Source organism: Nonlabens sp. MB-3u-79 (assembly GCF_002831625.1).
Classification (GTDB): Bacteria; Bacteroidota; Bacteroidia; order Flavobacteriales; family Flavobacteriaceae; genus Nonlabens.
On sequence record NZ_CP025116.1, the window covers coordinates 1,054,496 to 1,068,263 of the forward strand.

The 13,768-nt window shown below is 38.0% G+C and carries 9 protein-coding genes and 1 tRNA gene; 7 read left to right on the forward strand and 3 right to left on the reverse strand.

The annotated features are described in order from the left end of the window. The first annotated feature begins 119 nt into the window (after window positions 1-119). The 4 genes from CW736_RS04785 to CW736_RS04800 all read left to right on the forward strand — a co-directional run bounded on the left by CW736_RS04785 (window position 120) and on the right by CW736_RS04800 (window position 6,658). Window positions 120-1,034, forward strand: a complete 915-nt coding sequence (locus CW736_RS04785) for a type IX secretion system membrane protein PorP/SprF (RefSeq protein ID WP_198519343.1) — start codon at window positions 120-122, stop codon at window positions 1,032-1,034. 25 nt (window positions 1,035-1,059) lie between these two features. Further along, window positions 1,060-2,928: an OmpA family protein gene (locus CW736_RS04790; RefSeq protein ID WP_232735423.1), complete on the forward strand. Its 1,869-nt coding sequence runs from the start codon at window positions 1,060-1,062 to the stop codon at window positions 2,926-2,928. Window positions 2,929-3,047: 119 nt separating this feature from the next. Continuing rightward, window positions 3,048-5,825: a PD-(D/E)XK nuclease family protein gene (locus CW736_RS04795; protein ID WP_101012824.1), complete on the forward strand. Its 2,778-nt coding sequence runs from the start codon at window positions 3,048-3,050 to the stop codon at window positions 5,823-5,825. Further along, a complete protein-coding gene (locus CW736_RS04800; protein WP_101012825.1) occupies window positions 5,822-6,658 on the forward strand; it encodes an alpha/beta hydrolase family protein in 837 nt (278 codons plus the stop codon). The genes CW736_RS04795 and CW736_RS04800 overlap by 4 nt, the downstream gene beginning before the upstream one ends. 318 nt (window positions 6,659-6,976) lie before the next feature. On the opposite strand, the gene CW736_RS04805 is transcribed toward CW736_RS04800, so the two are convergent. After that, window positions 6,977-7,050, reverse strand: a tRNA-Ala gene (locus tag CW736_RS04805). Between the two features lie 62 nt (window positions 7,051-7,112). On the opposite strand from CW736_RS04805, the gene CW736_RS04810 reads away from it, so the two are divergent. The 3 genes from CW736_RS04810 (at window position 7,113) to CW736_RS04815 (ending at window position 9,178) form a co-directional block, all read left to right on the forward strand. After that, a complete protein-coding gene (locus CW736_RS04810; RefSeq protein ID WP_101012826.1) occupies window positions 7,113-8,444 on the forward strand; it encodes an MATE family efflux transporter in 1,332 nt (443 codons plus the stop codon). Window positions 8,445-8,597: 153 nt separating this feature from the next. Further along, window positions 8,598-8,732, forward strand: coding sequence for a hypothetical protein (locus tag CW736_RS14315; RefSeq protein ID WP_262493803.1), 135 nt, complete (start codon window positions 8,598-8,600; stop codon window positions 8,730-8,732). Next, window positions 8,729-9,178, forward strand: coding sequence for a 6-pyruvoyl trahydropterin synthase family protein (locus tag CW736_RS04815; protein WP_101012827.1), 450 nt, complete (start codon window positions 8,729-8,731; stop codon window positions 9,176-9,178). Before CW736_RS14315 ends, CW736_RS04815 begins: the two co-directional genes overlap by 4 nt. 337 nt (window positions 9,179-9,515) lie before the next feature. On the opposite strand, the gene CW736_RS04820 is transcribed toward CW736_RS04815, so the two are convergent. Then, window positions 9,516-11,423 carry a CocE/NonD family hydrolase gene (locus CW736_RS04820; protein ID WP_101012828.1) on the reverse strand — a complete coding sequence of 636 codons (1,908 nt, stop codon included), beginning with the start codon at window positions 11,421-11,423 and terminating at the stop codon, window positions 9,516-9,518. Between the two features lie 90 nt (window positions 11,424-11,513). Next, window positions 11,514-13,571 carry a M13 family metallopeptidase gene (locus CW736_RS04825; protein WP_101012829.1) on the reverse strand — a complete coding sequence of 686 codons (2,058 nt, stop codon included), beginning with the start codon at window positions 13,569-13,571 and terminating at the stop codon, window positions 11,514-11,516. Window positions 13,572-13,768 lie beyond the last annotated feature (197 nt).

Genomic DNA, 13,768 nt, shown 5'->3' on the forward strand with positions numbered 1-13,768 from the left:
TATCATTTCGCTTTCGCGAAAGCGGAATTAGAAGCAAGAAATCCAAGATCATAAGTAGAATCGTTCTATATTTAGCCATCTGAAACTGAAACCGCAACCTTAAAACTAACTTTGTGAGAATGAAAAAATTACTTGCAATGGGGCTCTTTATCTCTGTCGCTGCTACTAGTATAGTAAACGCACAACAAGACCCTCAGTACACACAGTACATGTACAATCAAAACATTATCAATCCAGCCTATGCAGGAACTCAAGATGGTGTAAATATCACAGCTCTTTACAGGCAGCAGTGGTCAGGTATCACTGGAGCTCCAGAAACCATCACCCTTTCTGGTAGTACACCACTAGGGGAAAGACTAGGTTTAGGTCTCTCCATTATCTCTGACAACATAGGTCCGGTAAGTGAAACCAATGCCTATGGAGATTTCTCTTATAAACTACAAGTTGGGGAGAAAACTACACTAGCCTTAGGTCTAAAAGCAGGACTTACCTTTTTTGATGTGAATCTGAATACCGTTCAGACCACACAACCAGGCGACCCACTTTTTTCTGAAGAACTGAACGAGACCTATTTAAATCTAGGTGCCGGCGCCTTCCTTTACGGAGATAACTGGTATGCTGGTTTTTCTGTTCCTAATATGTTGAGAAGTACACACCTTGACGAGAACGGCCTAACCTTCGGTAGTGAGACACAACATTACTTCCTAACAGGTGGATACGTTTTTGACGTTGCCGAAAATATTAAATTGAAGCCACACGTGCTAGTAAAAGGAGCTTTTGACTCTCCGGTAAGTTTTGACTTAAATACTAACGTTTTGTTCAACAACAAATTTGAATTAGGAGTTTCTTACCGCTATGAAGATTCTTTCAGTGGATTGATAGCAATGAATATCACAGATACTATTAAAGTAGGTTATGCTTATGACCGAATAGTCTCTGATATTTCTGTAGTTTCTGATAGCTCTCACGAGGTATTTTTAACATTTGGCCTAGCCTTCCCACGTAAAGTGATGCAATCACCGCGTTTCTTCTAATTCTAATCATGCAAAGAGTACAACCATGAAAAAACTATACATACTTTTAATTTTATTCGTTGGTGTTGCGATGAGCGCGCAAGCACAAACCGATAAAACTGCAAAAGCAGATAAATTATACGAGCAACTGCGTTATGTAGATGCAGCAGAGGCTTATGAAAAGCTGATCAAAAACGGAGTAAGAACCCAACACGTTTATACACAACTAGGAGATTCTTATTTTTATAACAGCGATTTTAAAAATGCCGAAAAGAATTATGCGAGAGCAATAAAAAATGATCCTCAAGTTGAGACTCTTTATAGATATGCTCAATCTTTAAAGGCTTCTCAAAAATATGATCTTTCTAATACGATCATGAATCAATTTGCATCTCTAAAGCCCGGAGACGATCGTGCTAAGGAATACAAATCAAACCCAAATTATATCAATGACATTCTTGGTATGAAAGTAGGTTTTACTACTAAATCTCATAAATTCAACACAGAGGCAAGCGACTTTTCTGCATTACAAGTAGGAAGTAAACTGTACTTCTCAAGTGCTCGTAATGAGAATAGAGGTAAGTATGGATGGAATAAAGAGCCTTACTTGGATATTTATGAAGCAATTATTGATGATGCTGGAGTAGTAGGAAAGCCAGAACTCGTGAATGGAGAAGTAAATACAAAATATCATGAAGGTACGTTAGACATTACACCAGATGGGAAATACATGTTTTTTACGCGTGTGGATTACTATAAAGGAGATTATGAAAAAGCTGTTGATGGAGAAAGTAAACTTAACATTTACAGAGCATTAAATGCTGGTGGAGAATGGAGAGATGTTGCCACGACTTCTTTAGAATCTAAAGAATATGGAGTAGGTCACCCATCAATAACTAAAGATGGAAAATCTATCTATTTTGCTAGTCAAGCGCCAGATGGACTAGGTGGAACTGATATTTATAAAGCTGACCTTAAAGACGGCGTTATTTCTAACCCTGTTAATTTAGGACCTTCAGTGAATACTGCTGGGGATGACTCTTTTCCTTACATCGCAGACGATAATACACTTTATTTTTCAAGTAATGGTCATTTAGGATTAGGAGGTCTTGATGTATTTAAGTATACAGATGGTCAAGTAACTAATATGGGTAGTCCCGTTAATAGTTCCTTAGATGACTTTGGTTTTTCTTATTCAGAAGCTACAGGTAAAGGTTATGTTTCTTCTAACCGTGATGGAGGTCAAGGTGGCGATGACGTTTATGGAATAGAAAGAATTGAAATCTGTGAAGTAGCCGTTAGTGTAACAGCAGTGGATGCAAAAACAGGAATGCCTATTCCAGGTGCCATTGTTTCTTTACAAGACGGGAATAATAATACTATGCCAGGGCAGACTACAGACGCAAATGGTAAAGCTGTATTTACTACTGATTGCAACTTAGAACTTACTGCTCGTGGAGCAAAAGATAAATACGAAAGTGGAGAAGCTACTTTATCAGTTGCTGAAGAAGAAACTGCTATGGTAGAAGTACTGATGGTTCCAGAGCCTGAAATTGTTGAAAATAAAATCATCCTTAACAAGATTTACTTCGACTTAGACAATTCTGATATCAGACCAGATGCTGCGCTTGAGCTGGATAGATTAGTAGGATTAATGAAAAAATACCCTACGCTTGAAATTCTCGCAGAAACCTATGCGGACATAAGAGGATCTGATGATTACAACCTAGCTCTTACAGAAAGACGCTCAGAAAGTATCATTAAATATGTAGCCTCTCAAGGAGTGGATGCTTCTAGATTAACCGCTGCCGGTCGTGGAGAAGCAAACCCAATTGTAGACTGTGCCTCTAAAAAATGTACGTCTGCAGAGTATGAGTTGTCTCGTAGATCAGAATTTACGATTACAAAAAGATAATACGCATTACTAATCAACCCAATGCTTATAAGTCCATTTGCTCTGCAAATGGACTTTTTTATTTCTAAAACTGAGCTAAAATATGCTCCTAAAATGGGCATATTAATTATCTTAACCAGATGAATTCATTTTTAGAAAAAGTCCTTGTAGATCTTGAGAAGAATCAAATAGAGACCACTACTGCCATCTATGTTGTGCCGTCTAGACGTGTTGGTGTTTTTCTAAGCAGGTACATCGCACAACGTCTGGAGCAACCTATATTTTTACCTAAAATTTATAGCGTAGAAGAGTATATAGAAGAACTAGCTGAGGTAGAAATAGTCAATGATTTGGACCTGTTACCGCTGTTTTATAAAGCCTACAAAAGTATTGAGAAGGAAGATAATTTGGATAGCTTTGACGAGTTTATAGGCTGGGCAACCACTATTCTCAAGGACTTTAATGAAATGGATCGTTACCTTGTGGATCCAGAGCAATTCTTTAATTATTGGGGTAGTGTCAAAGAAATGGACCATTGGGCTTTGAATAAAAACCCCACTTTGATGGTTTCTAAATATTTGAGATTTTGGAAAAAATTACATTTGTATTACGACGCCTTCCAAAAACTATGTATTGAAAATGAAACTGCTTATCAAGGTATGGCCTATCGACTAGCATTTGCGCGCTGTACAAAGCACTACGATACAACCAATACCAAACTTGTCGAAGGCAATGAAGAGCAAGCATCTTTTATCTCAATGCATAAAGGGCAAACTATCTTTTTAGGACTCAATGCACTCAATACTGCCGAATCTAAGATCATACAAAAACTCCTCGAAGAAGAAAAGGGTTTTATCTATTGGGATATCGATTCCTACCTGATGGATTTACCTTATCATGAATCTGGTAAGTTTATACGTAAGTTTAAGAAGGAGTGGAAGTATTATGATTCAAAAGAACTAAAGCTTTATGGTAACGATTACAACACCAATAAACAAATAGATATTCATGGTGCTGCAGGTAATTTAAGCATGATCCAAGTGGCTGCTCAGTTAATGGAGCAAATTCCACAGGAAGAACTAGAAGAAACTGCTATTATCCTTGCAGATGAGCGTTTGTTACTTCCCTTGCTAGACGCCATACCTAAGAATATTGAGCACTTTAATGTGACTATGGGACTTGCACTAGATCAGTTGCCGTTATCTGCTTTTATCTATGATATTATCAAGATGCATACGGAGGCTATTGAGGACGGATTCTATTATAAGGGCATGCTAAATATCTTAGAATCTTCCTTTGCTCATATTTTAATTAAAAATGACTCTCGGAAACTAGTCCAATATATAAGAGAGAAAAATTTGATCTATGTTACTCCATCGAGCTTTGATGAAGTCTCCACAAACCTTATTCTCCAGAAAACACTTCAACCTGTGCAGAATGTAGGTGCGCTTATTGAGTTGATTCAGTTTTTGCTGCACGAGCTTAAAATAAAATTACTAAAAGAAGAGAACCGAAGGCTAGAAATAGAACAATTATTAGGTATTACAGAAGTGGTTCAAAACCTGGCGACCATCATTGACAATAATCAAGAAATAAAAGACCTTAAAACAGTTGCTTATCTATACAAGCAATTGGTCCCCCTTAAAAACCTCGATTTTATTGGAGAACCAGTGCGCGGACTTCAAGTTATGGGGCTTTTAGAAACCAGAGCGCTGGATTTTAAAAACACCATTATGCTTTCTGTAAATGAAGGGGTTTTACCAGCAGGAAAATCAACCGCTTCCTATATTTCAAATGATATGAAGTATCAGTTTGTGTTGCCTACCTATTCAGAGAAAGACAGCGTATACGCCTACCACTTTTACAGATTGCTTCATCGAGTGGAAAAGGCTGCTTTTATTTACAATACAGAAGGAGATACCTTAGGTGGTGGCGAGAAAAGCAGATTTCTAACTCAGTTAGAAACAGATCAAAACTCCAATCATATCATCTCCCACCAACAGTATATTTTTAAAAATACTGCGGTAAAAGAAGAGTTGATGGTGATTAAAAAAGAAGCCTCTTACTTTGAACGATTACAGCAAATTGCAACTAGTGGTTTCAGTCCATCTGCACTGACCAGTTATGTACGCAATCCAATTGATTTTTATGCCAGCAAGATTTTGCGGATTTCAGATTTGGAAGATGTGGAAGAGAATATTGCTGCAAACACCATGGGTTCTATTATTCACGAAGCTCTTGACAAACTATACCAGCCTTATGTCGGTAAACTATTGATCAAAGAAGATTTTGATCAAATCAAAAAGCAAATCCTGCCCGAATTAGAAAGAGCTTATCAAGAGTGTTACACGTCAGAATCGACACCCTTAGGCAAGAATAAGATCATTTATGAAGTTTCCCTTCATTACATCAAGAAAATGGTACAAAGCGACCTAGATCTTGTTAAAGGTGGCCAAGAACTCGTTATTAAAAGCGTAGAGCGCAAACTAGAGGCTCAGATAGAAGTTCCACAAATTGGTAAAGTGAAAATTCATGGAATGGTGGATCGCATTGATCAGCTGGATGGGAAACTGCGCATTATTGATTATAAGTCTGGAGCCACCCTAAAAGGAAACGTAGGTATTGACCCAGAAGATTTTAATGTACTAAGTGATGATTATAAAAAGGCAAAAGCCTTTCAGGTCCTAATGTACACCTATCTATACAGCCTTAACGAAGCCTTTACAGAAGCTAGTGCGGGGATTATTAGCTTTAAGAACTTCGATGAGGGTTATATTCCTTTTGCTTTTAAAGAAAGAGGATCGTATAAAGAAAAAATGATCGATGCAGAAGTGCTGAAAGATTTTGAAAAAGTACTTTGGAATTTGATTCAAGAATTGTTCAATAAAGAAATTCACCTTACTGAAAAGCCTGTATGATAATTAGGAATAATATTATTTTAAAAGGAGAAAATGATCGTGCTATACTACTGGATTATGAGTATCAAGAAACCCGTACGCCCTTACCAGCAGTTGTTTTTTGTCATGGTTATAAAGGATTTAAAGATTGGGGTGCATGGAGTTTGATGGGTGCCGCTTTCGCGAAATCGGGATTCCTATTTATAAAATTCAACTATTCACACAATGGTGGTACGGTGGAACAGCCTATTGATTTTCCAGATCTCGATGCTTTTGGAAACAATAATTACAGTATAGAGGTAAGAGATACCATCAGGGTTTTGGATTGGATAGAAAACTCAGAGTTGCCCGTAGATCGTCATCAAATCAACCTATTAGGGCATTCCCGAGCCGGAGGTATTACCACCATAGTAACAGCAAAAGAGCCTAGAGTTTCAAAACTCATTACACTTGCTGGGGTAGCTCATTATGCCGAGCGTTTCCCAGATGCTAAAGGCATAGAAGAATGGAAAGAAAAAGGAGTGACTTACGTGAAAAATGCCCGTACGAAGCAAGAAATGCCGCTTTTATACCAATTTTATGAAGATTTCCTCCAAAATGAGGAAGAATTAACCATTCTCAAGCAAGCTGAAAAAATCAAACAACCCCACTTGATCCTTCACGGGGAACAAGATGAAGCAGTTTTGGTAAGTGATGCTCATGATCTTCATAAAGCAAGTCCTCATTCCCAATTAAAACTCATCAGAGAAGCAAATCATACCTTAGGCGCAACGCATCCATGGAATTCCAATCTATTACCAGAAGATTTAAGACAGGCGGTGCAGTGTATGGTTAATTTTTTGAAGGGATCTTAAAAGCTTGGGTTGAAATAGTTGCTTATTAATTGATCAGAAAACAAAAAAGCCGAGGATGGAGCTCCTCAGCTTTTTCTAGTAGTCCAATATAACAATATGTAGGACTCTTTTTTATAAGGTTCTTCTTTATTTAGAATAAAGAAATGCAACAAGTAAAAGGTCTGTTCAACTCATTTATTGTTGCGGGCTGCAAATATAGTTTGTTAGAATAGGAGTTAAAGCTTATTTGAATAGATATTTACAACTATTTTGTATGTGCTACTTTTTAAAACAAAAAAGTCATTGCTCATCGCAATGACTTTTAAGGATTTATTCTTGTGGAGAATACCGGGATCGAACCGGTCACCTCTACACTGCCAGCGTAGCGCTCTAGCCAGATGAGCTAATTCCCCATAAAGGGTTTTCAAAGATACACGGAAGTTATCATATTTTAGAGATTATCTTTGCGCGCTTTATGGCAGTACAAATCAATACATCACAAATTCTCAAACTCGCGATACCAGCTATAATTGCTGGTATTGCAGAGCCATTGATCAGTATAACTGATCTTGCTATCATAGGAAAAATGGAAGGTGAAACGACCAATGCCCTTGCTGCAATAGGCTTAGTTGGTACGTTTTTAAGTGCGATTATTTGGACGCTAGCACAAACTAAAACCTCCATTTCCTCTATAGTTTCCAATACTTTAGGAGCAAATCAGCTGGAAAAAATCAATGATTTGATACCACAAGTGGTGTGGTTGAATATTGTTTTAGGAATTCTTATTTATCTGGTTACGGCCCCTATTGCTACTTTTATATTTAGCTCGTATAAAGCTCAAGGAGAGGTCCTTTCTATCGCCTCTAGCTACTATCAAGTGCGTGCTTTGGGATTCCCTATGACGCTGTGTGCGTTTGCTATTTTCGGCATTTTTAGAGGTTTGCAAAACACTTCTTGGGCGATGATTGCGAGTCTTTCTGGCGCGGTTGTAAATATTCTATTAACACTCACTTTAGTTTATGGTATTGACGGTGTGATTCCGTCTTACGGTGTTATGGGGGCAGCCTATGGCAGCTTGGTAGCACAGTTGGTCATGTTGTTGATTGCTGTTTATTTTCTGTATAAAAACACGATATTTAGTATAAAGTTGACCCTGTGGCAACCTCATGAAAAACTCCGAAAGCACATTGGGTTAACAGCAAATTTCTTTTTGCGTACCGTAGCTATTAATGTGGCGATTTACTTTTCCTATAGATTTGCAAACGATTACGGAGTTGCTGAGGTCGCTGCCCATGCGGTACTTATGAATATATGGTTGTTGTTTTCATTTTTAGTAGATGGTTTTGCTAATGCAGGAAATGCCATAGGCGGTAAGTTGTTGGGCTCCAAGGATGCAGAATCACTTAAGTACCTAGCTAATAAAACCTCGCTTTACGGTGTTGTGATTGCGGTGCTTTTAGCGATCATTTGTGCGCTTCTATATACAGCACTAGGAAATAGATTCACAGATGACCCTGAGGTATTAGAAATCATTGCTAACACCTTATGGATCGTATTGCTTATGCAGCCCATTAATGCGGTGGCCTTTGTTTATGATGGGATTTTTAAAGGCTGGGGAGAGGCTTCTTATTTGCGCAATTTGCTGTGGTTGTTAACCGTGCTGGTGTTTTTGCCAGTTTTGTTTTTACTCGATTATTTGGGATGGGACTTCTACGCTGTTTGGTTTGCCTTTTTTGCCTGGATGATAGGTCGTGCAGCTATTTTATTCTTTAAGTTTAAAAGAAAGCTTGCTGCGATGGAATCTTAATTTCTAGTGGAGATAGGAAATGAATTAGATGATAACTCCATTTTAATAAGGAACCGACTCCAGTAGGAACTTTTACGCTTTACAGAAGATAGAAAGCCTAACAACCACAAACATCTTCTTAAATAGTATCTTTGCAGCACAAAATAGTAATCAATGAATGCATTACTCATAGAGGACACTACGTTCTTAGATATCATGGGGTTTTTAGGTGGCTCAGGACTGTTTTTAGTGCTGGGGATACTGCTCATTATTGTAGTGGTTTATAATAAATACAAACACAAAGGATGAGAAAAGTACGTATTACTAAAGAATTTACATTTGAAACTGGTCACGCTCTTTATGGTTATGACGGGAAATGCCGTAATGTGCATGGACATAGTTATAAGCTTGCCGTAACGGTTATAGGGACTCCTATTGATGAGTTGGGACATGTGAAGCACGGAATGGTGATTGACTTTGGTGATTTAAAAAAGATCATCAAAGAAGAAATTGTAGATCCTTTTGATCATGCAACGGTGTTTAATAAAAATACACCCCACGTAGAACTGGCCAAAGAACTTTCAGATCGTGGGCACGACGTTATTTTAGTAGATTACCAGCCTACCAGCGAGATGATGATCATCGATTTTGCCGATAAAATTCAAAAACGATTGCCTGCTACTATCGCACTGCATCACTTGCGATTGCGCGAGACAGAAACCAGTTATGCCGAGTGGCATGCCGGAGATCAGTAGGACTTGATGATCCATTTATTTTAGGATAAAAAATTAATTATTTAAAACGTAAAAAAGGTTTTAGCAATTAATGTGATAATACCAGTAACCAATTGATAAGTTGCCTGGATAAGATTAGGCTTTTTTTCTTCAAGATAATTTGCTTCCATGTCTAGAGTATTTTGGGCGACTCCTAATATGTACTATTTTATTTAAAAAACAAGTTAAAAGGCATAAGTATTCGATGAAATACTGTTTTTTTAATTTATTTTCCATGAACGTTCATAGCAGGACATAAAAAAGCTCCTTAAATCAACTTATGAATTTAAGGAGCTTTTCCTATAATAGGGATTTGATACTACTGTTTCATCTTAGGTAATTGCATTTCAATAGCCTTATTCTCTCCTACTGTCACTTGGCTGCTTCCTAAAATAGTGACTTGTCCTACGGTAAAATCACTTTCCTTAGCCTCAAATATATTGTCCACGTACTTTTGCGGATTGCGATCTATGTATGGGAACCATGTGCTGTGAATTTGGATCATAATTCTATGTCCTTTTTTAAAGGTGTGCAACACATCTTGTAAAGGGAAATTTACTTGAGTCTTTTTTCCTTCTTTAAAAGGTTCTGGTTTAGAAAAATCATTTCTAAACCTACCTCTAAAAGTTTCTGCTCGCACCAGTTGTTGGTAACCTGCAAGAGTTATATTTTCAGGGGTGTACTCGCCATTTGGTTCGTCATCTGGATAGACATCTATAACTTTTACAATAAAATCTGCATCGGTAATGTCTTTTAAGATGACCTCTAGGTTAGCTTGAATTTCTCCAGCAAGTCGCATGTCGTTGTCTAGAATTTCCGTCTGGAAAGTCAGTACGTCAGGTCTTCTTGAAGCATGTCTCTGGTCGTCGGTCATGTAAGCTCTAGGCGTAAAAGTCACTGGTGTTACTTCACTTCTAAAAGGAACCGGTTTCATAGGATCGCTTATGTAGGAGTGCTTTACATTCTTGTCGCCGGCTTCATTGATCAACAACTCCCCATTTTTCCCAAATCCAAAAGTAATTTGAGCGTCTTTAGGGGGCCATTGCGTAAACTGATTCCATTCTTTTAAACCCGTATCAAACATATAAGCTTCAGGCAACTGTGGGTTCTTCTCTCCTTTTAAATGATGCTCAAAAAATGGCGTTTCAATATTTTTTTGATAAAAGGTAGAGATACTATCACCAAAGTAGATGTGGTTCACCATTTGCTTACCGGTTTCTCTAGACCAGTTTCCATGACTCCATGGACCCATTACGATGGTGTTGTTTTTATTAGTAGGATTATTACGTTCTACACTCTTATAGATATTGAGAGGTCCATAAAGATCCTCAGCATCAAACCAGCCACCTACAGTCATTACCGCATGATCTACATCTGTTAGATGATTGATAATAGCGCGTTTTTGCCAGAATTCGTCGTAATTAGGGTGTGTTGCTACATCTTTCCAAAAGAAATTATCTGGAAATATATTTTCAGTGACATTTTTCAGTGATCCTAACTTCATGTTGAAATCATAACTGTCTTTTAAGTTTCCTGCAGCTCTCATTTTATCCCACTTGTCATTGTACCAACTTTCGGTAGTAGGTTCTGTCTGATGTCCAAAAACAGGATAAGCCATTAAATAACTCTGTAAAGTGGCTCCCATATGATGAAAGTCATCAAAGAAAAAATCTCCTATAGGTGCTTGCGGAGAAGAAGCTACTAGAGAGGGGTGAGCTTCTGGAAGTGCCGCTGCGGTATAGAATCCCGGATAAGAAATACCCCATTGGCCTACTTTTTTATTATTGTTAGGGACATTATTGATAAGCCATTCTATGGTGTCGTAAGTATCGCTGCTCTCGTCAATGTCTTTCTTATTGTTGACATCGTTACCTGCAATATGTGGTCTCATATTATCAAAGTCGCCTTCACTCATCCATCGACCACGCACATCTTGATAGACAAAGATGTAGCCTTCTTCCATCATGAATTTATTAGGTCCTAAGGCGCTTTTGTACTCGTTTTCTCCATAAGGTCGCACGCTGTAACAAGTACGCTGTAACATCATAGGATATTCTTTTGAAGTGTCTTTTGGTGCGTAGATGACCGTGTATAAGTTCACGCCGTCTCGCATGGAGATATTTTCTACCGTTTTGGTATAGTTTTCTTTGACGTAGTCGGAGTTAGGTTGCGCTTTCGCGAAAGCGAAACTAACAACAGCAATAATAGATAGAATATAGTTTTTCATGATTTCTATTTAAGAGATGCTAAATATAGCAGATGGATACAAAAAAAGGCCTTCTGTTAAGAAAGCCTTAATATAAGTTCTATAAATTCTTTACCAAATCAATACACGATCTTCAGGAGCGATGTACATACCATCTTTTTCGTCAATATCAAAAGCGTCATAAAATGCTTGAATATTTTGAAGTGGCACATAACCGCGATACATTCCTGGAGAGTGCGTATCGCCTTTGATACGTTGCTTCAGGGCCTCGTCTCTCATTTTAGTACGCCAGGCACTTGCCCAGCTTAAGAAGAAACGTTGTTGTTGTGTGTACCCATCAATAGGTTCTACCTCCCCTTTATCCTCCAGCCACATATTAAGGGCGTCATAAGCAGCATTTACCCCACCTAAATCACCAATGTTTTCACCTAGTGTATAAGAGCCGTTAATGTAAATACCGGGCAATACCTCAATCGCATCGTATTGTACTGCAAGATCTTTCCCTAATGCTTCAAATTGTTCTTTATCAGCATCGGTCCACCAATTGGTCATATTACCATTTGCAGCAAATTTTGCACCCTGATCATCAAAACCGTGGGAGATTTCATGTCCTATAACAGCACCCATACCACCGAAGTTGATGGCAGCATCTGCTTCATAATTGTAAAAAGGGGGTTGTAAAATAGCTGCAGGGAAAACGATTTCATTATAATAAGGATTGTAATAAGCGTTCACTGTTTGTGGAGACATGAACCACTCTGTCTTGTCTACTTGTTCTCCCAGCTTACTCATATTATCATTATAGTTATTCTCTTGAACAGCTAGCATGTTGTCAAATAGAGTGCCACCATCTTTAGGACTTATAATCTGCATTTCAGAATAGTCTTTCCATTTATCTGGATACCCTATTTTAATGTTCATTCCGTTGAGTTTTTCTATTGCCTTGGTCTTGGTGTCAGCACTCATCCATTCCAAGTCATTGATGCGCTTTTTATAAGCTTTCTTTACGTATTCTATCATTTCCTTAGCTTTGGCTTTAGCTTCTGGCGGGAACTTTTTATCAACGTAGAGTTGTCCTAGAGCTTCTCCTAAAGTTCCATTTACGGCTGCAAGGGCGCGCTCATCTTGTGGGCGTTGTTCCTTTGCACCACCCATAGTTTTGCCATAAAAGTCAAAATTTGCTTCTTCTAAATCTGTGGAAAGCATGCTGGCAGCATTGTCAATGAGCGACCACCTCATATACTTTTTCATGATTTCCAGATTTGCTGGCTTCCACATGCTGTTTAAAGCCTTTAAGTAATCTGGCTCACTTACAATCAGATTATCAAAGTCTTTCATTCCAGCTTTATCAAAATAGGATTTCCAGTCTATTAAAGGAGCAATTTTTTGAAGGCCTTCTACGGTCATTGGATTATAAGTTTTGATCGGGTTTCTTCTCGTCACTTTGTCGAGTCTAGGAGCAGCCATAGATTTTTCAAAAGCAACAATTTCTATAGCTGTTGCTTGAGCTTTAGCTTCTTCCATCCCTGTCATTCCTAACATTCTAGCAACGTGCATCTGGTATTTAGCTAGTTTTTCTTTACTGTCTTCATCTTCTCCTACATAGTATTCACGAGCCATTCCTAAAGACCCGTTCCCTAACTGGGCTGCATTCATATTAGTATCCATAGCATCTGGTGCCACTCCTACATAAAAGAAAGCATTCAATCCTTTTTTAGCTAAGGCTGCTTTAACATCTAGTAATTCATCTAGGGATTTGATGTTTTCAATTTGTTCTAGGTAAGGAACTAGTGGCTGGTAACCCGCTTGGTTACGAGCTTTGTTATCCATCATGCTTTGAAAAACATAAACGGCTTTTGCTTGATCTGATTGTGGATCAAGACCTTTATCGTTCATAGCTATTTCAAGGATAGCAAGCACATCTGCATCGGTATCTTTTCTTAATTTGTTGAATCCGCCCCAAACAGTTTGATCGTCAGGAATTTCTGTGGAATCGATCCAGACACCGTTTACAAAGCGGTAAAAATCATCTTTTGGAGAGGTGTTTTTATCCATGTAACTCAGTTCTAGTCCAGGTTGCTCTTTTACCTCGACATCTTTTTTAGTGTCACAGGAAACTAGTACAACCATGGCTGCTCCAGCTATTAATAAGGTTGATTTAATTTTCATTTTGCTCCTTTTTAGTTCAATTATTATTATTTTAGAATTGGCTATCTAAGGTACAAAATAATTTTATTCAATTGTCAACTGCTTTATTATCAATACAACTATCCATTTAGGCAGTATTTATTTTTCATTTAGTGGGGAGTAAAAGAACCAAAAAAAAGGCTTTCCCAAGAGAAAAGCCTTTTATACCAAGTACATTT